The organism is Mycobacterium sp. (genome assembly GCF_050701675.1).
Lineage (GTDB): Bacteria > Actinomycetota > Actinomycetes > Mycobacteriales > Mycobacteriaceae > Mycobacterium.
This window is the reverse complement of record NZ_JBOGDD010001330.1, coordinates 1-23316: the sequence shown is the minus strand read 5'-3', so window position 1 is coordinate 23316 and position 23316 is coordinate 1. Positions and strand designations below refer to the sequence as shown.

At 66.4% G+C, this 23316-nt stretch carries 26 protein-coding genes and 2 pseudogenes; 11 read left to right on the top strand and 17 right to left on the bottom strand.

Going from position 1 to position 23316, the window contains the following annotated elements:
- Together ACRDUX_RS41170 and ACRDUX_RS41165 are read right to left on the bottom strand one after the other, a co-directional pair.
- Window positions 1–214 (bottom strand): annotated as a pseudogene (locus ACRDUX_RS41170) (MspA family porin); the annotation flags it as partial.
- Between the two features lie 37 nt (window positions 215–251).
- The gene (locus tag ACRDUX_RS41165; RefSeq protein ID WP_526423382.1) at window positions 252–935 is read right to left on the bottom strand and encodes an MspA family porin; all 684 of its coding nucleotides are present in this window, start codon (window positions 933–935) and stop codon (window positions 252–254) included.
- A gap of 485 nt (window positions 936–1420) precedes the next feature.
- Between ACRDUX_RS41165 and ACRDUX_RS41160 the strand changes: the two genes are divergently transcribed.
- Both ACRDUX_RS41160 and ACRDUX_RS41155 read left to right on the top strand, forming a co-directional pair.
- Window positions 1421–1804, top strand: a complete 384-nt coding sequence (locus ACRDUX_RS41160; RefSeq protein WP_526423380.1) for an Rv2240c family protein — start codon at window positions 1421–1423, stop codon at window positions 1802–1804.
- A gap of 6 nt (window positions 1805–1810) precedes the next feature.
- Window positions 1811–2491 carry a sensor domain-containing protein gene (locus ACRDUX_RS41155; protein WP_526423378.1) on the top strand — a complete coding sequence of 227 codons (681 nt, stop codon included), beginning with the start codon at window positions 1811–1813 and terminating at the stop codon, window positions 2489–2491.
- 4 nt (window positions 2492–2495) lie between these two features.
- Here the strand turns inward: ACRDUX_RS41155 and ACRDUX_RS41150 are convergent, their stop codons facing one another.
- Window positions 2496–2849, bottom strand: coding sequence for a hypothetical protein (locus ACRDUX_RS41150; protein ID WP_526423376.1), 354 nt, complete (start codon window positions 2847–2849; stop codon window positions 2496–2498).
- 126 nt (window positions 2850–2975) lie between these two features.
- On the opposite strand from ACRDUX_RS41150, the gene kasB reads away from it, so the two are divergent.
- The gene (kasB, locus tag ACRDUX_RS41145) at window positions 2976–4253 is read left to right on the top strand and encodes a 3-oxoacyl-ACP synthase KasB (RefSeq protein WP_526423374.1); all 1278 of its coding nucleotides are present in this window, start codon (window positions 2976–2978) and stop codon (window positions 4251–4253) included.
- 48 nt (window positions 4254–4301) lie between these two features.
- Window positions 4302–4442, top strand: a pseudogene (locus tag ACRDUX_RS41140) (FAS1-like dehydratase domain-containing protein); the annotation flags it as partial.
- On the opposite strand, the gene ACRDUX_RS41135 reads toward ACRDUX_RS41140, so the two are convergent.
- The gene (locus ACRDUX_RS41135; protein WP_526423372.1) at window positions 4419–5660 is read right to left on the bottom strand and encodes a thiolase family protein; all 1242 of its coding nucleotides are present in this window, start codon (window positions 5658–5660) and stop codon (window positions 4419–4421) included. The pseudogene ACRDUX_RS41140 and the gene ACRDUX_RS41135 sit on opposite strands and share 24 nt — an antisense overlap.
- 118 nt (window positions 5661–5778) lie before the next feature.
- On the opposite strand from ACRDUX_RS41135, the gene ACRDUX_RS41130 reads away from it, so the two are divergent.
- A complete protein-coding gene (locus ACRDUX_RS41130) occupies window positions 5779–6582 on the top strand; it encodes an SDR family oxidoreductase (protein ID WP_526423370.1) in 804 nt (267 codons plus the stop codon).
- Window positions 6583–6618: 36 nt separating this feature from the next.
- Here the strand turns inward: ACRDUX_RS41130 and ACRDUX_RS41125 are convergent, their stop codons facing one another.
- Genes ACRDUX_RS41125 through ACRDUX_RS41115 form a run of 3 tightly spaced genes read right to left on the bottom strand, consistent with a single transcriptional unit; the run spans window position 6619 to window position 8709 of the window.
- Window positions 6619–7893, bottom strand: a complete 1275-nt coding sequence (locus ACRDUX_RS41125; protein ID WP_526423368.1) for an ArsB/NhaD family transporter — start codon at window positions 7891–7893, stop codon at window positions 6619–6621.
- Between the two features lie 46 nt (window positions 7894–7939).
- Entirely contained in the window at window positions 7940–8434 is a 495-nt protein-coding gene (locus ACRDUX_RS41120; protein WP_526423366.1) for a CBS domain-containing protein, read from the bottom strand.
- Entirely contained in the window at window positions 8431–8709 is a 279-nt protein-coding gene (locus ACRDUX_RS41115; RefSeq protein ID WP_526423364.1) for a cation:proton antiporter regulatory subunit, read from the bottom strand. Before ACRDUX_RS41115 ends, ACRDUX_RS41120 begins: the two co-directional genes overlap by 4 nt.
- A 95-nt stretch (window positions 8710–8804) precedes the next feature.
- Here ACRDUX_RS41115 and ACRDUX_RS41110 point away from each other — a divergent pair, with 95 nt between their 5' ends.
- Window positions 8805–9854 carry a sensor histidine kinase gene (locus ACRDUX_RS41110; protein ID WP_526423362.1) on the top strand — a complete coding sequence of 350 codons (1050 nt, stop codon included), beginning with the start codon at window positions 8805–8807 and terminating at the stop codon, window positions 9852–9854.
- Window positions 9851–10507, top strand: a complete 657-nt coding sequence (locus ACRDUX_RS41105; RefSeq protein ID WP_526423360.1) for a response regulator transcription factor — start codon at window positions 9851–9853, stop codon at window positions 10505–10507. The genes ACRDUX_RS41110 and ACRDUX_RS41105 overlap by 4 nt, the downstream gene beginning before the upstream one ends.
- A 26-nt stretch (window positions 10508–10533) precedes the next feature.
- Here the strand turns inward: ACRDUX_RS41105 and ACRDUX_RS41100 are convergent, their stop codons facing one another.
- Entirely contained in the window at window positions 10534–10902 is a 369-nt protein-coding gene (locus ACRDUX_RS41100; RefSeq protein ID WP_526423358.1) for a DUF1622 domain-containing protein, read from the bottom strand.
- An 88-nt stretch (window positions 10903–10990) separates the two neighbouring features.
- Here ACRDUX_RS41100 and ACRDUX_RS41095 point away from each other — a divergent pair, with 88 nt between their 5' ends.
- On the top strand, window positions 10991–11953 hold the full coding sequence (locus tag ACRDUX_RS41095) for a DNA polymerase domain-containing protein (protein ID WP_526423356.1): 963 nt from the start codon (window positions 10991–10993) through the stop codon (window positions 11951–11953).
- On the opposite strand, the gene ACRDUX_RS41090 is transcribed toward ACRDUX_RS41095, so the two are convergent.
- On the bottom strand, window positions 11938–13335 hold the full coding sequence (locus ACRDUX_RS41090) for an NAD-dependent succinate-semialdehyde dehydrogenase (protein WP_526423355.1): 1398 nt from the start codon (window positions 13333–13335) through the stop codon (window positions 11938–11940). The genes ACRDUX_RS41095 and ACRDUX_RS41090 overlap by 16 nt on opposite strands.
- A 176-nt stretch (window positions 13336–13511) precedes the next feature.
- On the opposite strand from ACRDUX_RS41090, the gene ACRDUX_RS41085 reads away from it, so the two are divergent.
- The 3 genes from ACRDUX_RS41085 to ACRDUX_RS41075 all read left to right on the top strand — a co-directional run bounded on the left by ACRDUX_RS41085 (window position 13512) and on the right by ACRDUX_RS41075 (window position 17292).
- Window positions 13512–15623 (top strand): catalase, encoded by a 2112-nt coding sequence (locus ACRDUX_RS41085; protein ID WP_526423353.1) that lies wholly within the window; start codon window positions 13512–13514, stop codon window positions 15621–15623.
- 71 nt (window positions 15624–15694) lie between these two features.
- Window positions 15695–16114 (top strand): SRPBCC family protein, encoded by a 420-nt coding sequence (locus ACRDUX_RS41080; protein WP_526423351.1) that lies wholly within the window; start codon window positions 15695–15697, stop codon window positions 16112–16114.
- Window positions 16111–17292 carry a zinc-dependent alcohol dehydrogenase gene (locus tag ACRDUX_RS41075; RefSeq protein WP_526423349.1) on the top strand — a complete coding sequence of 394 codons (1182 nt, stop codon included), beginning with the start codon at window positions 16111–16113 and terminating at the stop codon, window positions 17290–17292. Before ACRDUX_RS41080 ends, ACRDUX_RS41075 begins: the two co-directional genes overlap by 4 nt.
- A 7-nt stretch (window positions 17293–17299) precedes the next feature.
- Here the strand turns inward: ACRDUX_RS41075 and ACRDUX_RS41070 are convergent, their stop codons facing one another.
- From ACRDUX_RS41070 to ACRDUX_RS41035, 8 genes are all read right to left on the bottom strand, one after another.
- A complete protein-coding gene (locus ACRDUX_RS41070; protein WP_526423347.1) occupies window positions 17300–17716 on the bottom strand; it encodes a nuclear transport factor 2 family protein in 417 nt (138 codons plus the stop codon).
- Window positions 17716–18504: an SDR family NAD(P)-dependent oxidoreductase gene (locus tag ACRDUX_RS41065; protein ID WP_526423345.1), complete on the bottom strand. Its 789-nt coding sequence runs from the start codon at window positions 18502–18504 to the stop codon at window positions 17716–17718. Before ACRDUX_RS41065 ends, ACRDUX_RS41070 begins: the two co-directional genes overlap by 1 nt.
- A complete protein-coding gene (locus ACRDUX_RS41060; RefSeq protein WP_526423343.1) occupies window positions 18501–18959 on the bottom strand; it encodes a nuclear transport factor 2 family protein in 459 nt (152 codons plus the stop codon). The genes ACRDUX_RS41065 and ACRDUX_RS41060 overlap by 4 nt, the downstream gene beginning before the upstream one ends.
- Entirely contained in the window at window positions 18956–20257 is a 1302-nt protein-coding gene (gene hisD, locus ACRDUX_RS41055) for a histidinol dehydrogenase (protein ID WP_526423341.1), read from the bottom strand. The genes ACRDUX_RS41060 and hisD overlap by 4 nt, the downstream gene beginning before the upstream one ends.
- A gap of 59 nt (window positions 20258–20316) precedes the next feature.
- Window positions 20317–21249: a thioredoxin-disulfide reductase gene (trxB, locus tag ACRDUX_RS41050; RefSeq protein ID WP_526423339.1), complete on the bottom strand. Its 933-nt coding sequence runs from the start codon at window positions 21247–21249 to the stop codon at window positions 20317–20319.
- A complete protein-coding gene (locus tag ACRDUX_RS41045) occupies window positions 21249–22301 on the bottom strand; it encodes a zinc-dependent alcohol dehydrogenase (protein WP_526423337.1) in 1053 nt (350 codons plus the stop codon). Before ACRDUX_RS41045 ends, trxB begins: the two co-directional genes overlap by 1 nt.
- Window positions 22302–22330: 29 nt before the next feature.
- Window positions 22331–22645 (bottom strand): YciI family protein, encoded by a 315-nt coding sequence (locus ACRDUX_RS41040; RefSeq protein ID WP_526423335.1) that lies wholly within the window; start codon window positions 22643–22645, stop codon window positions 22331–22333.
- Window positions 22642–23316, bottom strand: a 675-nt coding sequence (locus tag ACRDUX_RS41035; RefSeq protein ID WP_526423334.1) for an SDR family NAD(P)-dependent oxidoreductase, incomplete at its 5' end; no start/stop codon positions are given. The genes ACRDUX_RS41040 and ACRDUX_RS41035, both read right to left, overlap by 4 nt.

The window sequence follows — 23316 nt, the reverse complement described above, 5'->3', positions numbered from 1 at the left end:
CGTTGGCCGCCGCGACGGTCAGCACCCAACCATCGGGGGTGGTCACGATGCCGGGCTCAGACGAGCCGACGATCCCGTTGTCCGGCGGCGGGCCGGGATCGCCGGCCGCTGCGATCGCGGGGTCGGGGTCCGGCGGCGGATCCGCCAGCGCGAGAGGCGCAGTCCCGACCGGGATGAGCAGGCAAGTAGCCAGCAGGGCAAAACGATTGAACATGGCGAAGCCTTTCACAGAGTGGGTGGGCAGCTGGCTGCTAGACGGACTTGGTGACGCCGAGGTAGGTGATGACGTCATCGGTGTTGTCGGTCGAGCTCGTCAGCGTCGCGTAGGAGCGGATGAACGACTGGCCCGCGCACTGATCGGTCTTGACCCGCACACCGGTCAGGGTGATGCGCGTCGACGTCCCCTTGAAGGACTTCTTGTCCAGCGCGACCGTCGTGACGGTGCCCGGCTTGAGGTACACCTTGCCCTGCAGGCTGATTCCCGCGCTGATCGTCGGGATCCCCGTGGGCAGGTTGAGTCCGGGAGTCAGGCTGGCGCCGGGGTTGATCTCGGTCTCATCGGAGATGATGCCGCACCCGATCTGCTCGCCGGCCTCCATCGACCCACCGGTCAGCTTGGTCTTGCCGCCGCCGGTGATGGTGCCGGTGAAGGTGCCCGAGATCAGGTACTCACGAGAGGAGATGGCCGTGGTCAGCGGTGCCACCGGCAGCTGCGTCTCGTTGCTTCCCACCACCGAAAGGTGCCAGCCGTCAGGGGTGTCGAGGATCCCTGGAGCCGCCGACGGGACTATCCCCGTATCGGGCGGCGGACCGGCCGGTGCCCCCACCGGCTGGATCGCGGGGTCAGGAGGCGGCGGGTCGGCCAACGCCACCGGCGCTGCCAAGACCGGGATGGCAATGCAAACAGTTGCCAGCGTGGCAAAACGGTTCAACATGGTTGTTTCGGCGCCTCTCGTGGTCGGAATCCGGCGGATCCAACGAATCTGTCGGGACGGAGCATCCAATGGCGGGGTTGCCGGACGGTGAACGGTCGACCAACAGCTCGCGCCTCGTTCCCATCCAGTGCGCGTCTCGCCGAGACGCGCTCTTCCGGGCTGGCGATATGCGTGAAATCCAGTTTCCCCGAAGCAATTTCACAGTTTCAACACGTGCAATGGATTGCGACCGGACGGCACGGGTTGGTCATCCGTTCACCAACCGGACACCTGATTGACCGAATGTGGGTGCGGATTGTGCTCCAGGAGGCGCGATTTGACTAACTTGGAGGAGCATCTTGAGGTCACCCCGCGTGTGCGAACGAGCGTTAGCCGCCTCCTTCATCGCTATAGGAATCGGATTAGCCTGCGTTTCAACGGCTTCCGCCGACGACGGTGATGCTGACGGTTCACAGAATCCCGCTGTTCAGGTGAACGCCGTACCAATGTCCGACAACGCCGCCGCCCCCGCCGTCACGGGCTGTGGGGAGTTCGCCGCCGCGCTGGACGGCGCCTCGACCTACTACGGGGAGTTCGCCGACTCGTTCGAGGGCACCTCCTACGGGGACCCCGGCGTCCAGAGCACAAACGAGTTGGGCCGGACCGCGTTGCGGCAGGCGGCAGGCGTGGCCATGGACGCCGCAGGCACACCCGGGCTGGACCCGGCGATCGGGGATCCGATGCGGGCGTGGTCGGTGGACGCGACCAAGCTCCTCCTCAAGATGGGGCTGCACATCTCGGGCGAGAGCCTGAACACGACCGCGACCGAGATGAACACCGACGCCACCAACGCTCAGCAGGCGTGTGCCGCGGCCGGGACGCATGCCTGAGTCGAAGTGAAGCGGTTCGCAGTGGTGGTAATCGCGTTCGGTCTCGCCCTGACGGGCTGCTCGACGGGAGGCAGCCAGCCGACGGCGGCGCCGCCGCAGCTGGTTGGCGCGAACGCTCTCGACCGAGTGCTGCTCGGCACCGGCGAGGTCGGCTCCATCATGGGAACCAGCGGGATGACGGCACACCCACGCGTCGAGGTGATGGGCGATCACCGCAATCTCCTGCCCAATCTCAACTGCCTCGGGATCTGGCAGGTGAACGAAGCCGGGGTCTACGGCGCCGACGGCTGGATCGCCCTTCGCCAGGAGCTGCTTCGGTCACCGGATTCCGACGGCTGGCAGAACCTGGTGGTGCAGTCTGTGGTCAACTACCCCTCGACCGATGCCGCCCGCGGCTTCTTCGAACAATCGTCGGACCGCTGGTCGAAGTGCACGAACCACAACGTCAACATCACCCTGAACGACAAGCCGCTGCCGAAGTGGCGAAGTGGCGAACTGACCAAGACCGACACCGAGCTCGCCATCCCGTTCACCAGGGGCAACCCCAGCGGAGTCGATTCGTGCCAGCGCGCACTGGCGGTCACCAACAACGTCGTCGTCGACGTGCAGGCGTGCAAACGGGATTCCTCGACGGTGACGCAGGCCGTCGCCGTCGCTGAGGCGATCGAAGCCAAGCTGCCCCGGTAGGGCCCTAGCCGACACCGATGCCGACGCCACCGGTGAAGCCGGAGCCGTCGTCCCCGTTCGGACAGGCGACGTCCACGTACACGGTGGTGAACGAACCTTCCGTCGGTGCCTCGTGGCTGGGGTTGTTCACTCCCGTGACCCAGCATTCGGACAGCGGCTTGGTGTCGTATCCGGTGGTCCAGTTGATCCGGACGTCGTAGCCCTTGGCCTGCAGATCGTCGATGGTGGCACTGGCCGACTGCCCGTTGCCCGCAGGCGGAAACGGATCGGCAGCGGCGAGTGGCGCCACGACGATCGCCGCCATCGCCCCCGCGGCCAGCAGGGTCGCGAGGCCTACCTTCAGAACCTGTCGGGCCACGCCCCCAGCGTAGGCCGGATACGCGTTGCCGACGGCTCAGGACGAGGGATGCGTTGAGCTGGCAGGTTGGATAAAATTCGACAGCAGAGGGCCGAACACTCATGTAGTGAAATGAGGGTTTTTCTCATGCGAGCACCGATCAACTCATCTCAGGTAGCCGGCCTGAGCACTGGTAACGGCCTTCCCAACGTCGTCGTCACGGGCATCGCGATGACGACGTCAGTCGCCACCAGCGCGGACGACACCTGGAAGGCCCTCCTCGACGGGCAGAGCGGTATCCGCCTGCTCGACGACCCGTTCGTCGAGCAGTACAACTTGCCGGTCCGCATCGGCGGTCATCTGCTCGAGGAGTTCGACGCCGAGCTGACGCGCGTCGAGCTGCGTCGCCTCGGTTACGTCCAGAAGATGTCCACCGTCCTGGGTCGGCGAGTGTGGCAGAACGCAGGCAATCCCGAGGTGGACACCAACCGTTTGGCGGTGTCGATCGGGACCGGTCTCGGCGCTGTCGAGGCCCTGGTGTTCGCCTACGACGGCATGCGCGAGCGGGGCGTGACGGCCGTGTCGCCATTGACGGTGCAGATGTACATGCCAAACGGACCCGCTGCGGCCGTCGGCCTCGAGCGGCATGCCAAGGCCGGGGTGATCACGCCGGTGTCGGCCTGTGCCTCGGGTTCGGAGGGCATCGCGCAGGCCTGGCGGCAGATCGTCCTCGGTGAGGCAGACATCGCGATCTGCGGTGGCGTCGAGAACAGGATCGAGGCGGTGGCGATCGCAGCGTTCGCCCAGATGCGCATCGTCATGTCCACGACCAACGACGATCCCCCCGGTGCTTGTCGCCCCTTCGACCGGGATCGCAACGGCTTCGTGTTCGGCGAGGCCGGCGCGCTGATGGTCATCGAGACCGAGGAGCACGCCAAGGCCCGTGGCGCCAACATCCTCGGCAGGCTGATGGGCGCCAGCATCACCTCCGACGGATTCCATGTCGTGGCGCCGGACCCCAGCGGCGAGCGCGCCGGGTACGCGATGACCCGCGCCATCGAGCTCGCAGGCCTGACCCCCAATGACATCGACCACGTGAATGCCCATGCGACCGCCACCAGGGTCGGTGACGTGGCGGAGGCAAAGGCGATCAACCGCGCGGTCGGAAACTCGGCGGCGGTGTACGCGCCGAAATCTGCTCTGGGCCACTCCGTCGGCGCATCCGGCGCCGTCGAGTCCATCCTCACCGTGCTTGCGCTGCGCGACGGTGTCATCCCACCGACTCTCAACCTCGAGAATCTCGATCCCGAGATCGACCTGGACGTCGTGGCCGGTGAACCCCGGACCGGGGACTTCCAGTACGCGATCAGCAACTCGTTCGGATTCGGCGGACACAACGTCGCGATCGCCTTCGGCAAGTATTGAGACAACCACGACCCAGAATCCCGCTGCGAGAGGAACACCGGGGAATCCATGGCGCTCAAGACCGACATCCGTGGGATGCACTACGAATACCCCGACTACTTCGAGGTCGGGCGCGAGAAGATCCGCGAGTTCGCCGCCGCCATCAAGTGCGAGGACCCGGCGAGCCTAACCGCGCGCGTCCGGGTTCTCCAGCACGATCGCGACCCCCTGTCCCGATCCGATGCAGACACCGATGACGCCGTAGCGCGCGTTGCGCTCGCGCAGTTCGGTGGCCAGCGTCAGCACGTAACGGGTTCCCGTGGCGCCGAAGGGATGCCCGATGGCAACGGCTCCCCCATTGGGCGTGAGCTTGTCGTCGGGAACGACGAAGCCGCCCAACTGATTCGGAAGTTCACGCAGGACACCGAGCGCCTGGGCGCTGAACGCCTCGTGCACCTCCCACACGTCGATCTGCTCGGGCGTCAGACCGGCGCGGCGAATCGCAAGCGGAATCGCCCATGCCGGAGCCAAACCCATGTAGAGCGGGTCGATTCCATAGACCGCCGAGGACACCACGCGGGCAAGGGGCGCGACGCCGAGCTCGGTGGCCCGCTCCCCCGACGCGAGCACGATTGCGCTGGCTCCGTCGGTCAGCGGAGTCGAGTTGGCCGCGGTCATCTGGGTGGTGCCAGGCTGGGCGGGTAGCTTCGCGAGCGACTCGGCGGTGGTGTCGTCGCGGATGAACTCATCATGGGAGAACACGACTTCCGGCGTCTTGCGGGTCGCAGGGATCGTCACCGGCATGATCTCCTTCGCGAGTCTGCCGGAATCCCGCGCGGCCTTCGCGTGCCGTTGTGACCGTAGCGCGAACGCGTCGATCTCCTCCCTCGACAGCTCGTAGCGGTCGGCGACGTTCTGCGCGGTCTCGATCATCGCGATATAGGCGTTGCGGGCCAGCAGGGCCGGGTTCGGCGGGCCACCCGCGCCAGCCCACATGGTGTCCAACATGAAGACCGGTCCGCGCGGACTGAAGGCCGCATCGCCCTTCATCAGTGCCCAGCCCGACCGGGACATCGACTCGACGCCGCAGGCGAGGCCGACACCGAGGTCGCCTGCCTTGATGGCGTGCGCGACGTTGATCGTGGCCGACAGCGACGAACCGCAGAACCGGTTGATCGTGGCTCCAGCGACACTGTCGGGGAAGCCCGCCGCCAGCGCGGCCCAGCGGCCGACGTCGCCCATGCCCTCGTGGGCCGGGTTCACGCAGCCGGCGACGATGTCCTCGACCGCGCCCAGCTCGACACCCACGCGCTCGCAGGCGCCCTTCATGGTCATTCCGAGCAGGTCGTCGGTGCGAATGTGCGACAGCGCGCTTCCGTATCGCGCGAACGGAGTTCGCACGCCGCCGAGGATGAATGCTTCAGTCATCGCGTACCGCCATTTCGTGGACCGATCGGTTCAGATAGCCTGACCCGAACGCCGGGCGGTGTCAACCGTATCGTTCTCGGGACAGCCGCGCCCCGAAACCACGATGGAAGGCGACCACATGCCGGACGACCAAACGACCACGCACGCAGACCTTTTCGATCTGACGGGCAAATCTGCCCTCGTCACCGGTGGCACCAGGGGCATCGGGATGATGATGGCCCGCGGCCTACTACAGGCGGGCGCCCGCGTCGTGATCAGCTCACGCAAGGCCGATGCCTGCGCCGAGGCGCAGAACCAGCTCGCCGAGTTCGGTGAGGTACGGGCCATCCCCGCCGATCTCTCCAGGCACGACGAGTGTCAGCGCCTCGCGGACCTCGTCACCGCCGACGGGGACGGCCTCCACATCCTGGTCAACAATGCGGGCGCCACGTGGGGTGAGCCGTTGGAGACGTTCCCCGACTCGGCGTGGGACAAGGTCATCGACCTGAACCTCAAGTCACCCTTCTGGCTCGTTCAGGCGTTGCTTCCCGCTCTTCGACGGGCAGGCACCACCGACGACCCCGCCCGCATCATCAACGTCGGCAGCATCGACGCCATCCACGTCAGCCAGCTGCCCGTCTACTCGTACGCGAGCAGCAAGGCGGCATTGCATCAGCTCACCCGGATGCTCGCCCGCGAGTTGGGACCGCAACACGTCACCGTGAACGCGGTGGCACCGGGACCGTTCCCCTCGAAGATGATGGCGGCGACCCTCGATGCGTTCGGCGACGCGATCGCCGCGGCGGCCCCGCTTCGACGGATCGGGCGGGACGACGACATGGCAGGCATCGCCGTCTTCCTGGCCAGCCGCGCGGGGGCGTATCTGACCGGGACGGTCATCCCCGTCGACGGCGGCATCGCGACCACCGCGTCAGGGACCTGACGGGAAACGTACTGCGCGCAGCACCAGCGGCGACGGTCAGAAATATCGCAGCAATACATACCCCCAGGCCAGCGTCGCACTGAGCATGGTGACCACGATGCCGTATTTGGTGAACTGCCAGAAGCTGATTGGGTGACCCGCTCGGTGCGCGATGCCGAGCGCAACCACGTTGGCGCTGGCCGCGATGGCGGTGCCGTTCCCACCGAAGCAGGCGCCGAGCGCGAAGGCCCACCACAGGCCCTGGCCGGACTGTCCGTCGGGGGTGGCGGCGACCATCTCTTCGACTACGGGGGTCATCGTCGCGGTGAACGGGATGTTGTCGATGAACGCGCCGATGATCGCCGATCCAAAGATCAGCGCGGTGGCCGCGAGGAACACGTTGTCGCCGAACGCCGACGTCGCGGCGGCTCCGATGGCGTCGATGACGCCGGTGTGAACCAGCCCGGCGACCATGACGAACAGGCCCAAGAAGAACACCAGGGTGGGCCATTCCACTTCCGGCAGAACGTCACTCACGTCGATGTCGGTCACCAGAATCATCGCCCCCGCACCGACGAGGGCGACGATCGATGGGGCGACGTGGAGCACCGAATGCAGCCCGAAGCCGACGATGACCACCGCGAGAACCGACAGCGAACGGATCAACAACCGGACGTCCTTGATTGCGCGGCGCTCCTGCAACGCCATCACCTGGTCCATGTTGACGAAGTCGGTGCGCAGCTGGTTGCGGAACAGCACCCTGGTGAACGCCACGAACAACACGAAGATGACGATCACGATCGGCGCCATGTGTACGAGGAAGTCGTTGAATGTCAGGCCCGCTCGGCTTCCGATGATGATGTTCGGTGGATCTCCGATCAGGGTGGCGGCGCCGCCGATGTTCGATGCGAGCACCTCTGCGATCACGAAGGGCGCAGGAGCGATGCGCAGGCGTTCGCAGACGACCAGTGTCACGGGAACGACGAGCATGATGATCGTGACGTTGTCGAGCACCGGGGAGGCGATCCCCGTGATCAGCATCAGCATGACCATCAGCCGGAACGGCTTGCCGCGGGACCGTTTTGCGGCCCAGATCGCCAGGTAGTCGAATATGCCGGTCTGCTTGACGACGCCGACGATGACCATCATGCCAAGCAGCAGGAAGATGACGTTCCAGTCGATACCCTCGTGCTCGCTGTAGAACACCTTCGCGCCGGGGATCAGGCCGAGTACCGCCATGAGGCCCGCAGCGACGAGGACGGTCTTGACCTTGTCCGCGCGCTCGGTGGCGATGAACCAGAACGCGACGACGAAGATGGCGATCGCGAGCATGGGCGCGATGGTCGAAAGAGCCGCCATGGTCGCCGGGCCCGGGTGATCAGTCGCCGGGCCCGGCAACCGCCAAACTGGTCAGCAGCCGCTCCAGCGTCACCGCACCGATCAGCCTCCCGGTGCGATCGACGACGGCGATCAGGGGACTGTGCTTCCGTGCCATCACCGTCGCGATCTCCAGCAGGGTGGCCTCGGGTGGCACCGTCGCCGGCTTGGCGACCGGGGTCGGCAGGCAATCGCCTACGGTCAAGTCTCCCGGCTCGCGCCAGAACAGGTCGGCGTGAAGTTCGTCCACGGTCCGAACGAGTGCCGGGTCGTCTTGGTAGGAGCCGGGAATGGCGAGACGCAGAACCTGTGTACCGGGCAGTACGGCGATGGGCCGATCGGCGTCGTCGACGACGATGAGCCCGGGTAGCCGGTTGACCACCATGACCTGTACCGCCTTGGCGACCGGGTCATCCGTGCGAATCGTGGGCAGTCTGACCGATATCTCGTGTGCTTGCATTGCTTCATCCCGCTGCACGCTGGCTGGAGTGATCATTGTGCGTCCGTTCCGGCGCTCAATTGGCCGATCTGTCGTGCGAGCGATCGGAGACGATCAGCGACTGGTCGAGTGTGCAGGATCTCGGCAACCTGGTCGGCCTCGTCGGGTCCGAGCACGATCGAGTGCGCGGATCCGTCCGGAGCCGCGCCGCCATAGGTGATCAAGCGGCAACTGCTGTCCATCTCCACCGTCACACAGAACCGCTCGCCGGCACGGGTGAGGATGCGGTGTTGTACCCCATCGCTGGGTGATGTCATCCGATCGACATGCATCGAAACTCCTACGGCCGTGGTCTCTTCCAGTCTGGGCGACGGCTCGCCGCGCCACCATCGGGTGCGACACCCATTTGTTGGGGGAGAAGACGTGTATGGACACCCCGCCGCACAGCGACCACGCTGGGGACGTGAACGCTAGTGAGCACGTCTTGGAACGGCTACGCCGACGTACGCGGACGCCTGCTGCGGAACTCTTTCGTCGGGTCTTCGTGATCAACGGTCTCGTCTTCACCCTCGGCACACTCGTTCTCGCCCTCTCCCCGGCGACCGTATCGGCGCGCATCAGGCTGACCGAGATTCCCGTGCTCGTCGTGGGGCTGGCCGTGATTCTGGCGGCCAATGCCTTGCTGTTGCGCTCGAGCCTCGCGCCGTTGGACGAACTGGCCAGCTCGATGCGACGGGTCAACCCCCCTCATCGCGGCGACCGCGTTGACGATCGTGGCAAGGGCGACCTGCATCACCTCATCGCGTCGTTCAACGCCATGCTGGATCGTCAGGAAGGGGAGCGGACCTCGGCGAGCGCGTCAGCGCTGGCCGCGCAGGAGAACGAGCGGCAACGAATTGCCCGCGAGCTGCACGACGAGATCGGCCAGAGCCTCACCGTCGTGCTTCTCACCCTCAAGCGCGCCGTCGATCGGGCACCGGCCGAGCTGTGCGCCGATCTGCACGAGGCACAGGAAACCGTGCGCGCCAGCCTCGACGAGGTACAGAGCATCGCCCGTCGTCTGAGGCCCGACGCACTGGAAGTCCTTGGGTTGCACAGTGCGCTGAACGCGCTGTGCAACGAGTTCACCCACGCCACCGGCATCACGGTCGCCAAACACACTGCGCCGCAACTTGTCCGGCTGGATCCCGACGTCGAACTCGTGTGTTACCGCGTCGCCCAGGAGAGCTTGACCAACATTGCCCGCCATGCCGAGGCTGAGAAGGTGTGGCTCGACGTCCATGCCACCGCTGAGCAACTCACGCTGCGAATCGCCGATGACGGTAGGGGTGGTGTCGCGACCGACGGAGCCGGGATCAGGGGTATGCGTGAACGCGCCTTGCTGGTCGACGCCGCGCTCACCATCACCTCGAGCGGCGAGAGCGGGACCGAAGTTCGCATGACCATCCCGTTGAGCACGGTGCGGAGCCCGCAATGACTCAATCCCCGGCGCGCCTCCTGCTGGCCGACGACCACGCGCTGGTCCGTAGCGGGCTACGGATGATCCTCGACGCCGAGCCCGACCTACAGGTCGTGGCGGAGGCCTCCAACGGATACGAAGCACTCGCGGCGCTCGACGACACTCCCACCGACCTGGCGATCCTCGACATCGCCATGCCGCGGATGACGGGGTTACAAGCTGCCAGGGAAATCAGCCGGAACCATCCCCACGTCAGGATTCTGATCCTGTCGATGTACGACAACGAGCAGTACTTCTTCGAAGCGCTCAAATTTGGCGCATCGGGTTACGTCCTGAAGTCGGTGGCCGACCGGGACCTCATCGAGGCGTGCCGGGCGACCCTTCGTGGCGAGCCGTTCTTGTACCCAGGGGCCGTCAACGCGCTGATCCGCGACTACCTGCACCGCGCCCGGCACGGCGATCCGTTGCCCGACAGCATTCTCACGCCCCGCGAGGAGGAAGTGCTCAAGCTGGTGGCGGAGAGCCATTCCACCCGTGAGATCGCAAATACCTTGGCCATCAGCGCCAAGACCGTTGACCGTCATCGGGCAAACATCCTGCAGAAGCTCGGTCTCCGCGACCGCTTGGCGCTCACTCGCTACGCGATCCGTGCCGGACTGATCGAACCCTGACCTCGGCACGTGACTTCCACGGGCGACTAGGCCGGATCCGTCACGGCGTCGCCGGTGCGGGACCTCTTCTGCCACGGCCAGCGGCCCGTGATCTCGAGTTCCAGGGAGAAACTGAGGAACGTCCGGATGGCCACGATGCCCGCCAGCACGGCGACACTCCGCGCGTTCGGGGTGACCGCCACCGTACGGATGATGTCGGCGGCGACCAGGAACTCCAGGCCGAGGAGGATCGAGCGACCGAGCTGCTCACGGAAGACCCGGTACGTGTCAGTCGATTTCCGCAGCAGCCGGCCGAGTGCGATCCCCGCCGCCACGACCGCACCGAACGCGATGATCGCCACGCCAACGCCGTCGATCACCGTGCCGACGAGTTCGACGCTCTCGATGAACCCCACGACAGGAGGCTAACGGCGTTCCGGTTCTCCGACGCGGTTGCGGCGAACGTGTGCGTGTCGCCGGACTACGAGTGTCAGCATGGCATCCGTGAGCACCAGCGAGCAGCGAAACGGCGTCGACCTGACCAACCTCGACCAGGACCTGACGCCGGACGCGGATGCGACGAAACGCGATCTGGTCGACTATCTGGATGGGGCGGCGGAGCGGATGTTGCCCGTACTCGCCGGGCGTCCGCTCACGGTCCTGCGGGTGCTGCGGGGCCGGGCGCCGTTCATGCAGAAGAACGTGCCCAAGTACACCCCTGATTGGGTGGCCACGGTGCCCATCTGGGCGGAGGCCTCCAAGCGGGAGGTGCACTACGCCCTGTGCGATGACCGGCGGACGCTGCTCTGGTTGGCCAATCAGCGGGCCGTGGAGTACCACCCGACGTTGGGGCTGGCCGAGAACATCTATCGGCCAACGCATTTGATACTCGACCTGGATCCGCCGGGGGACGACGACTTCGCGGCGGTGGTCGCCGTCGCGCATCTGGTCCGCCGAGCGCTTGCCGACAGCGGACTGGCGGGCGCGGTGAAGACCAGCGGCGCCAAGGGAATTCACGTCTTCGTCCCGATCGACGACGCGGCACCCGTCGAGGACGTCGCGGCGGCGACCCGTGCGCTCGCCGCCCGCGCGGAGGCGCTCGACCCCGAACTGGCCACCACGGCATTCCTCACCGAGGATCGCGGCGGCAAGGTGTTCGTGGATTCCACCAGGGCCGGTGGAGCGACCGTCGCCGCCGCCTACAGCCCGCGACTGCGCCCTGGCACGCCGGTGTCCTTTCCGCTGGACTGGTCCGACCTCGACCGGGTCACCCCAGGCGACTTCACCGTCCACACCGCGCTCGACGCCATGGCCGAGCGTGATTCGTGGACCGAGTCGATGCCCGCGCCGCAGCGTCTTCCGACGGACCTGATCGAACAGGGCCGAACCATTCCCGTGGCCCGGGTGGCCGCCATGCACGAGGGCAAGCGCCGGGCCCGGGCCCGAAGAGATCAGTCGGCGACGTAATACAGCCGCTTGTTGGCGAACTCGTCCATTCCGAGCGGTCCGAGTTCACGCCCGAAACCGCTTCGCTTGACACCACCGAACGGCACCTCTTGGCCTTCGTTGGCGGGCGTGTTGACGTTCGACATACCCGACTCGAGCCGCTGCGCGATCTTCTCCGCACGCTTGGTGTCCGTGCTGAACACCGCGCCGCCCAACCCGTAGTCGGAGTCGTTGGCCAGTGTCAGCGCCTCGTCGTCGTCGGCGACCGAGTACACCACCGCAACCGGACCGAACAGCTCTTCGCGGTAGGCCCGCATCTCGGGGGTGATACCGGTCAGTACCGCGGGCGAGTAGTAGGCCGCGGGGCCTTCACCGAGCACGCCCCCGGCATGCAGCGTCGCGCCCTTCGCGACGGCGTCCTGCACCTGCTCGTGCAGCGTCTCAGCGGCCCGCCGCGACGACAGGGGCGAGAACGTGCCGTCGGCGGCCTCGGCCGGATCGCCTGGTTTGAGATCCTTCGCCCGTTCGACGAGCCGGTCGACGAAGCCCTCGAAGATGTCGTTGGTGACGATGATGCGCTTGTTGGAGTTGCACGCCTGGCCGGTGTTGCCGATCCTGGTGTCCCACGCGAGATCTGCCGATGCCTTGACGTCGTCGGTGTCCAGCACCACGTAGGCGTCGGACCCGCCGAGCTCGAGAACGCACTTCTTGAGGTTCTTGCCTGCGATCGCCGCCACCACCGAACCGGCCCGCTCCGAGCCGGTCAGCGAGACGCCGACGACACGGCGGTCACCGATGATCTGCTCCACCTGCGCGTAGGACACGAAGATGTTCTGGTAGACACCCGGCGGCACCCCGGCCTCGTCCATGATCTCCTGCACCGCGAGCGCCGACTTCGGCACGGACTCGGCGTGCTTGAGGAGGATGGTGTTGCCCAGCACCAGGTTCGGGGACGCGAAGCGGGCGATCTGGTAGAAGGGGTAGTTCCACGGCATGATGCCGAGCAACGGTCCGATCGGCAGTTTCTGCACGTAGGCCTTGCCCCCGGCGAACGTCTTGATCTCCTGATCCGACGCCAGGCCGGGACCCTCCGTCGCGAAGTAGTCGAAGATGTCGCCGCAGAAGTCGGCTTCGTCCACGGACTCCGGCAGAGGCTTGCCCATCTCCTCGGTGGCGATTGCTCCGAGTCGGGCGGAGTGCTCCTTGAAGAGCTCTCCCACCCTGCTGACGATCCGCGCCCGCTCGGCGATGGGGGTGTCCCGCCAGGAGCGGTACGCCTCCGCGGATGCTGCGAGCGCTGACTCGACCTCGGCATCCGAGGCGATGTCGAACACCTGCCCGACGTCACCGGTGGCTGGGTTGACGACGCGGTAGGTGGGTTGGGCCGAGACGGTGGCGGTCATGACATATCTCCCTTGACGTGAATTCATCGACAAATCTAGTCGCGAAGGCGGCGCGGGGGTAAGGGCTTGCGGTTCCGGAAACGGGGTATCCGGCCAACAGGACGGTGAAGGACGGCGAAGAGGTGGCCGTGTAGCTACCGGACGCGCTCGATCACGTTCGACGATCAGGAGTACTCGTGCCCTCAGCCCGCAAACCCAATCAGAGCGCCCCCCGAACTGCCAGTCCGACCGGTGTCACCGACGGTCAGACTCGCGACCCCGACCCGCGCGCACAGTCCGGCTCCTACCTGACGACTGCCGAGGGTGTGCGACTTCCCGACACCGATCACTCGCTGAAGGCGGGGCCCCGAGGGCCGACGCTGCTGGAGGACTTCCATCTGCGGGAGAAGATCACCCACTTCGACCACGAGCGCATCCCGGAGCGCGTCGTGCATGCGCGTGGGGCGGCCGCACACGGCGTCTTCGAGTCCTACGGCACGGGCGCATCGGTGACCAAGGCCGGCTTCCTGGGTAAGAAGGGTACGAAAACCGACGTCTTCACCCGCTTTTCGACCGTTTTGGGTTCTCGCGGTTCGGCCGACACCGTCCGTGACACCCGCGGTTTCGCCGTGAAGTTCTACACCGACGAGGGCACCTTCGACCTGGTCGGCAACAACATGCCGGTTTTCTTCATCCAGGACGGCATCAAGTTTCCCGACATCGTCCACGCCGCCAAGCCGCAGCCGGATCGGGAGATCCCGCAGGCACAGTCCGCCCATGACACCTTCTGGGACTTCGTCTCACTGCACACCGAGGCCACCCACCACGTGATGTGGAACATGAGCGACCGCGGCATCCCCCGTTCCTTCCGGACGATGGAGGGCTTCGGCGTCCACACCTTCCGGCTGGTGAACGACGCGGGCGAGACGAGTCTGGTCAAGTTCCACTGGAAGCCCGTCGCAGGCGTGCACTCCCTGGTCTGGGAGGAGGCGCAGATCGCCGCGGGGTGCGACCCGGACTTTCACCGGCGCGACATGGCTGACGGCATCGAAGCAGGCGCCTTCCTCGAATACGAGTTCGGCATCCAGGTCATGCCCGATGACGGCACCGACAGCTTCGAGGGGATCGACCTGCTCGATCCGACCAAGCTGGTGCCCGAGGAACTCGCACCCGTGCAGCTGCTTGGAAAGATGACGCTGAACCGCAATCCCACCAACTACTTCGCCGAGACGGAGCAGGTCGCGTTCCACACCGGCAATCTGGTGCCCGGCATCGAACCGACCAACGATCCGCTCATGCAGGCGCGGCTGTTCTCCTACCTCGACACCCAGATCACCCGGCTGGGCGGGCCGAACTTCACCCAGCTGCCCATCAACCGCCCGCACTGCCCCGTCAACGACATGCTCCGCGACGGCATGCACCAGACCGCCATCCACACCGGGGTGGCCCCCTACAACCCGAACACCATCGACGGCGGCGAGCCACAGCTCGCCGACGCGAAGCACGGTGGCTACGTGCAGACGCCGCGCCCCATCGAAGGCACCGCGGTGCGCGCGCAGCCGGCGTCGTTCGACGACCACTTCACCCAGTCGACCATGTTCTACCGGAGCCTCAGCCTCATCGAACAGTCCCACGTGGTCGAGGCGTTCACCTTCGAACTCGGCAAGGTCTACGAGAAGGCGATCAAGGAACGCGAACTGCTGGCGTTGGCCAACGTCGACGCCGACCTCTGCGCGCAGGTCGCCGCCGGTCTCGGCCTGCCTGCGCCGAAGGGCAGTCCGACCGAGGACGTCACCGTCTCCCCGGCGCTGGTGCAGCTCCTGGCCGAGCCGGGGCCGATCGACGGCCGCAAGATCGGGATCATCGCCGACGCGGGTTCCGACCTCGCGGGGGTCGCCAAACTGGTGAAGTCGACTGCGGCCCTTGGTGTCACCGCATTGGTGGTCGCACCCGTCGGCGGCGTACTCAAGTCGGGACGGCGCAACGTCACCGTCGACCGGACACTGGCGACGACACGATCCATCGAGTTCGATGCGCTCGTGGTGGCCTCGGGAACCACACCGACGGCGGACATCAAGCTCGTCGTGCTGCTGCAGGAGGCGTTCCGGCACTGCAAGGCCGTCGCAGCCTGGGGTGACGGGACCGTGGTCCTCAAGGCCGCCCGGATCCCGGCCAAGGGCCCCGGCATTGAGGTCGCCGATGACGTCGACAAGGCCTTCGTCGCAAACCTCGCCAACGTGCTTGGCCTACACCGTGCCTGGGACATGGCCGCCAAGGTGATGGCCTCCGCAGTACCCCCGGCCAACTGAACGAGGAGGCGACGACGATGACGGTGACGGTGACCAAGGATGTGGGAGCGTCCCGGCAGCGGGTCTGAGAGGTGCTGGCCGACGGCTGGAGCTACTCGGGATGGGTGGTGGGCAACTGCCGGACCCGCGCGGTCAGCCCGGATTGGCCCGCGCCCGGGTCACGCATCCTGCACTCCATCGGCGCCTGGCCCGTGATGATCGACGACGAGACCGTCGTCGAGAGCTGCGATGCCGGCAGCGAGCTGGTGTTGCTGGCGAAGGTGCGCCCAGCGGCGAAGGCGCGGATCACGCTGCGGCTCAGCGATGTTCCCGTTGGGTGCTCCGTCGAGATGTCGGAGGTCGCGGTCTCGGCACCGTTGCGCTGGGTCCCCGACGTGGCGCAGCTGCTCGTCGTGGCGCCACGCAACCGCGAGTGCACCCGGCGGTTGGCGATGATCGCCGAGAAGCAGGACCCAACCGCGTTCACCGACGACGAGAGAAGTTCCCGATGAGAGCAGTGACGTGGCACGGCAAGCGCGACGTCCGCGTCGACACCGTCCCCGACCCGAGGATCGAAGAACCGACCGATGCCATCATCGAGATCACGTCGACCAACATCTGTGGGTCGGACCTTCATCTCTACGAGGTACTCGGCGCGTTCATGAATCCCGGCGACATCCTCGGGCACGAGCCGATGGGGATCGTCCGCGAGGTCGGTGCCGCGGTGACCAACCTGACGGCGGGCGACCGGGTCGTCATCCCATTCCAGATCTCCTGCGGCAGTTGCTACATGTGCGACCAACAGTTGTTCACGCAGTGCGAGACGACTCAGGTCCGCGATCAGGGCATGGGTGCCGCGCTCTTCGGTTACTCCGAGCTCTACGGCGAGGTCCCCGGCGGCCAGGCCGAACTCCTGCGCGTACCCCAGGCACAGTTCACCCACGTCAAGGTTCCCGACGGACCGCCGGATTCGCGGTTCGTGTACCTCTCGGACGTACTACCGACGGCCTGGCAGGCCGTGGCCTATGCCGACATCCCGGACGGCGGCTCGGTGACGGTGCTCGGGTTGGGTCCGATCGGGGACATGGCGGCCCGCGTCGCAGCCCACCTTGGCTACGACGTGACGGCCGTCGACCGGGTACCGGAACGACTGGCCCGCGCCGAGGCCCGCGGCATTCGCACGGTCAATCTCGCCGATCATCACGACGACCTGGGCGACGTGATCCGCGACCTCACCGACGGGCGAGGCACCGACTCGGTCATCGACGCCGTCGGAATGGAAGCCCACGGATCACCGGTCGCCAAGATCGCCCAACAGGTCACCGGCCTGCTTCCCGACGCGCTCGCCAAGCCGGTGATGCAGAAGGCGGGCGTCGACCGACTCGCCGCCATCTACGCGGCGATCGACATCGTCCGGCGCGGCGGCACGATCTCGCTGATCGGCGTGTACGGCGGCATGGCCGACCCGTTGCCGATGCTGACGCTGTTCGACAAGCAGATCCAGCTACGGATGGGGCAGGCCAACGTGAAGAAGTGGGTCGACGACATCATGCCGCTGCTGACCGAGGACGACCCGCTTGGCGTCGACGCCTTCGCCACCCACACGATGACTCTCGAGCAGGCGCCGCACGGCTACGAGATCTTCCAGAAGAAGCAGGATGGCGCCGTCAAGATCATTCTCAAGCCCTGACGAGGTCTCATTCGCCCAATGATCGCACCACGAGTGCGGTGTCCCAATAGAACGGCTGGATCTCCAGGATGAGTCCGTCCTTGACGGTGATCATCTGCAGCAGCGGCCAACTCAGTTCCGCTCCGTTCACGCGGGCCGTCGCCCGAACAGTCGAGCGTACGAAGACAGTGTCTGATCCCGACGGAAAGAACTGGGGGGCAGTCACCGTCAGCGAGGACCACACCTCAGAGAAGGCTGCCATCCACTGCTCGAACCCTTCGTGGCCACGCCATTGGCCCGCGTAGGGGAGAGAATCCGGTTGGTGCATAACACAATCCGGATGTAGCGTTGCCGCGACAACCGTAAAGTCCTTCGGTTCGGATTCCAGATATGCCGTCTCTGCTTCGTAGAAGCGATGGAGCACCTCTATCGCGCTGTTGTTCACTATTGCGCCACCCACCCGCCGTCGGTGAGGACGCTGCTTCCGGTGATCAGACTCGCAGCCGGGGAACAGACGAATGCCACCGCCTCGGCGACCTCGTCCACTGTGCCGAATCGTCCAAGCGGCAGCTTGTCGAGCAGGGCCTGCGACGCCGCGGGATCTTGTAGGAAGGGTCGGGTCAGGGCCGTCTCGACGAATGTCGGTGCGACCGACACCACCCTGATGCCATGCGGGGCCAGCTCGACCGCGAGCGCCTTGGTCATGCCTTCGACGGCATGCTTGGTGGCGCAGTACAGACTGCGTGAAGGCGCGCCCACGTGGCCCATCTGGCTGGACACGTTGACGACAACGGCCGGCACGTTGCGCCTCATCGCCTGAGCCGCGAACGACTGCGTCGCGCGGAACACCGCCCGCACGTTCAATCCCAGGAGCAGATCCAGGTCATCGAGAGTGATCTCGGACAAGGGTTTTGGCCGGTTGGCGCCAGCCGAGTTCACCAGGATGTCGGCCGGGCCGGCCGCCTCGAAGGCCCGCTGCAGTGACGGGTCGTCGAGCACGTCGACGGCGATGACGGCGGCCCGGCCATCTCCTTCGGCGATCACGGCGGCGACGTCGTCGAGTTCACCCCGGCTGCGTGCCAGCAGCACGACCTCCGCGCCTCTTCTGGCAAGTAGTTCGGCGACCGCGCGGCCGATGCCCCGGCCGGCACCCGTCACGATGGCCCGGCGCCCTTCGAGGCTGAGGCCCGCGAATGCGTGCGTAGTCTCGGCGGGCTTGGATGCCGTCGTCACGTCCGGTCCTCGGCTGCGCAGGCCCTGCGGTAGTGCGGGACGTTCCAATAGAAGGCCCGAAACTCGGTGATACGACCGCCTTTCACGGTGACCGCCTGCACCATCGGGTAGTCGAGCGTCTCGCCCGAGCGGCGTGATCGCGTCACCAGGCGGCATTGCACGATCACCTGGTCGCCGTTCTCGAAGAACACCGGATCTTGGACGTCGACGGTGTCCCAGTGCTTGCTCATTTCGATCGACCAGCCCTTGAAGCCTTCGTAGCCGGCCCATTCACCACCCCAGGGCAGGTCCGGGGATTGGTGCAACATCACCTCGGGATGCAGCGTCGCACCCATTTCGTCGAAACTCGCTCCGGCTGCTGCGCCACCCGATGCCATGTACGTTCGCTCGGCGCGGTAGAACTCCAGTAGCACGGCGATTGCGGACGGAGTCGTATCGGCGGCCTCATCGGTCATGCTGGCGCCCAGGACAACTCGGCGTCGCCGAACTTGTGGGCGCGGATGTCCCCTGAGCGGGCGTGCCCTTCGAAGGACTCCACCCGCGCGGCGCGGCCGCACAGCGTGCCAAGGGCAGCACTCGCCGCCGGGTCGGTGACTTCCTGGTACGTGACGGTCTTGAGGTACTTGCCCACCCACAGCCCGCCGGTGTAGTTGGCCGACCCGCGTGTCGGGAGGGTGTGGTTGGTTCCGATCACCTTGTCACCGTAGGACACGCACGTACCCTCTCCGAGGAACAGCGCGCCATAGTTGCGCATCCGTTCCAGCGCCTCGCGCGGATTGCGGGTGAGGACCTGTACGTGCTCGCTCGCGTAGCGATCGGCCAGCCGGTAGGCGGAGTCGAGGTCGTCGACCACCACCACCTCGCCGTGGTTGCGCCAGGCGGGTTCGGCGAAGTCCGCAGTGGGCATGTCGACGAGCAGTTTGTCGACGTGGTCGATCACGCGGCGGGCGAGTGAGGCCGAGGTCGTAATCAGCACCGCTGGCGAGTCAGGGCCGTGCTCAGCCTGACTCAGCAGGTCCACGGCGACCACGAAGGGATCGGCGGCGTCGTCGGCGATGATGAGAACCTCTGTCGGACCGGCGAACAGATCGATGCCGACCTCACCGAACAGCTGTCGCTTCGCCTCGGCGACGTAGGCGTTGCCCGGTCCGGCCAGCATGTCCACCTTGCCGATCGTTTCGGTGCCGAGCGCCATGGCCGCGATGGCCTGGGTGCCTCCGAGCAGGAAGATGTCGTCGGCACCTGCGAGGTATAAGGCGGCGACAGTCGCGGCGGGTATCTCGCCACGGATGGGTGGCGTGCAAGCCGTCACGCGCTCGACACCCGCTACCTTCGCGGTCACCACCGTCATGTGTGCCGAGGCGACGAGGGGATACCGTCCACCCGGTACGTAGGCACCTGCCGAGCTCACCGGAATGTTCTTCTGGCCCAGGAAGACTCCCGGCTCGGTTTCCACCTCGAAGTCACTCAGTGAATTCCTCTGGTGAACGGCGAAGGCGCGCACACGTTCCTGCACCGTTCGGATGTCCGTCAAGACTTGGTCGGGAACGGTGTCGACGATCTGCGCGATCTGCTGGTCGTCGAGTCGGAAGCTCTTCGGTGTCCACTTGTCGAACTTCGCGGAGTACTCGCGCACCGCGGCGTCGCCACGGTCGCGCACGTCGGCGATCACGGCGGTCACGGTCTCGCGGACGCTCTGGGTGCGTTCGGTGTCGGCGCTCGGCGGCGGAGCGGACTTGAGGTATTCGGGCATGGCGAAACTCCTTGATGGACGGCCGATGTGGATGTATTGAGATCGAGGTTTCCTCGGGGCTAGGCGGCACTCGCCACGCGGTTGGCCAACCAGCGCTCGGCGTCGATGGCGGCGCTACAACCGGATCCCGCGGCGGTGATGGCCTGGCGGTAGGTGTGGTCGACGAGGTCACCGCACGCGAACACGCCATCGACATCGGTCCGGGTGCTCTGCGCTTCGGTGCGCACGTACCCGTCGTCGTCGAGCGCGACCTGACCACGCACCAGGTCGCTGCGGGGATCGTGCCCGATCGCCACGAACATCGCCGTCGCCTCGAGCGTGGTCTCGACGCCACTTTCCGAGTCACGCAGACGTAGCGCGCTGACGCCGCCGTCCCCGATGACTTCGGCGACCGACTGGCCGGTCCGCCAATGCAGCTTGGGGTCGTTGCGCGCCCTTTCCAGCATGATCTTGGACGCGCGAAACTCGTTGCGGCGGTGTATGACCGTCACCGATCGTGCGAACCGGGTCAGGAAGGTCGCCTCCTCCATGGCTGAATCTCCGCCGCCGACGACGGTGATGTCGTGATCGCGGAAGAAGAACCCGTCACAGGTGGCGCACGAGCTCACGCCGCGGCCGAGTAGCTCCTGTTCCCCGGGCACGCCGAGGTACCGCGGGGCAGCACCCATCGCCAGGATCACCGCCCTGGCACGATGGGTTACACCCTCGGCGGTCACCTCCTTGACGTCGCCGGTCAATTGGATGGCCTCGACGTCGACCGTGTGCAACTGGGCGCCGAAGCGGATCGCCTGCTCGCGCATCTGCTCCATCAGCTCTGGGCCCATGATGCCGTCGTTGAACCCGGGATAGTTCTCGACGTCGGTGGTCGTCATCAGTGCGCCGCCGTACTGGGTTCCCTCGAAGACCAGCGGTGCCAGTTGCGCCCGCGCCGCATACACGGCAGCCGTATAGCCAGCGGGGCCCGAGCCGACGATGATCAGATCGTGTATCACTATTCAATCCCTTCTACTGCAATGTCTTTAGCTGTCAAATGGACCAGAACCTTGCCGTTGACCCGCCCCTTGCACAGCGGGACCAGACCGCCGTCCACCAGCTGATCGAGCGCGATGACCCGATCAGCCGCGCCCTGCAACGTCGGTGTCGTCGTCAAGATGTCGAGGGCCTCCGGGATGTTGCGGTCGCAGACGTGGGCCACAGTGCCGATGACGTCGAGCTCGCGCAGCGCCACGTCGGCGGTGTCCACCGTCGGCGACTGCTTGGGCAGCCCGACCAACAGCACCCGACCACCCCGGCGGGTGGACGCGATGACGGCGGCCAGCGTCCCAGGTGCGCCGGAGGCTTCGATCGCGACGTCGGCGCCCCCGAGCGTGATCTCGTCGACCGTCGCGCCGACGTCCTCGGTCGTGGCGTTCACGACGTGGGTGGCACCAAGTGCGGTAGCCATGCGCAGCCGGTCGCCGGAGACGTCGGACGCGATGATCGTCGTACAACCCCTGGCCGCGGCACCCGCCACCAGAAAGCATCCGATTCCGCCTGCGCCGTTGATCCACACGGTGTCGGAGGCGGTCACGCGCGCCCGGTCGAGGGCGTGCAAGGCCACGGCGAAGGGTTGCGTCATCGCGGCCGTGTCGTCGCCGAGGGCGTCGGGAACATCGATGCAGATCCGTGCGGGCGCGACGACGAACTCGGCCATGCCACCGTTGGCTTGAAGCCCCAGCGTGAAGTACCGCTCACACAGGTTCGGGCGCCCCTGACGGCACCACGAACAGGAACCGCACCAGACGCCGGCACCGGGCACCACCCGCTGCCCGACGCGTAGGTTGCCCACGTCGGAGCCCACCTCCACCACCCTTCCGACGAACTCGTGACCGAGAATCACCGGACCGTGATGGCCGCTGCGCGGGTTCGGAGTGTGCAACGGCGTGACCACCGGACCACGGTCGAACTCTGCGGCGTCGGAGCCGCATATCCCTGCTCTGAGGACCTCGAGAAGCACCTCGCCGGGGCCGGGGGCGGACGGGTCGGCAACGGTTTCGATGCGCACGTCACCCGCTCCGTGCAGAACCGCGGCCCTCACGCGCCTGCCCCGATGAAGGTAGCGAACGCGGGGGCATCGAGAGCTGCTGCAGTGGGCTCGAATTCGACGACGTCGTAGTGCGCCAGTCCTGCGCGCACGAACGGATCATCGGCGAGCAGCGCGTGAAATGCCTCCAGGTCCGCCGCCCGGCCGACGATCACTCCACCGACGGCCGGGTTTCGACGACCGGAGACCAACAGGTGCCCCGAATCAAACTGATCGGCAATCCATTTCAGGTGGAGTTCGCGACTGGCATTGACGTCATCGAGTGGTTTGAGGTAGGTCGACAATGCGACGAACATGGCCGTCATGACGCCAGGAACCCACCGTCGACGGGCAGAATCACCCCGGTGATCCAATCCGCACCCGGCGAGGACAGGAACGTCACCGCCGCCGCCACGTCCTCGGGGACCCCGAGTTCGGGCCAGGGGTGCAGCGCCTGAATCTTGGCCAGTGTTTCCGCGTCGTCGAAGGCAGCGCGGTTCATCGCCGTCGGGAAGTACCCCGGCGCCACCGCATTGACGTTGATCCGGTGGGGGGCGTTCTCGATCGCGACCGCACGCGTGAGGTTGTGGATTGCCCCCTTGGACGCGGAGTACGCGCCCAGGTCGGCCTGCCCGACGTCACCGGCGATCGAGCCGACGTTCACGATCTTGCCCCGCGAACGCCCTCTCACCTCCTGCGCGAGCATCTGGCGAACGGCGGCCTTGCATCCCAGCCACGTGCCGGTCACGTTGACCTCGAAGGTCTTGTCCCACGTCTCGCGGGGTTCGTCCACCACGGAATAGTTGCCGAGAAACGCGCCCGCATTGTTCACGTAGACGTCCAAGGTGCCGAAGGCTTCGACGGCCGCACGCACGGCACCGTCGTGGTCATCGGCGCGGGTGACGTCGGCCTGGACGAACTCGGCCTTGCCTCCGCGCTGCCGGATCAGGTCGTCGGTGTCGATGTCGAGGTCGGGTTCGAACCCGCCGGACAGAGC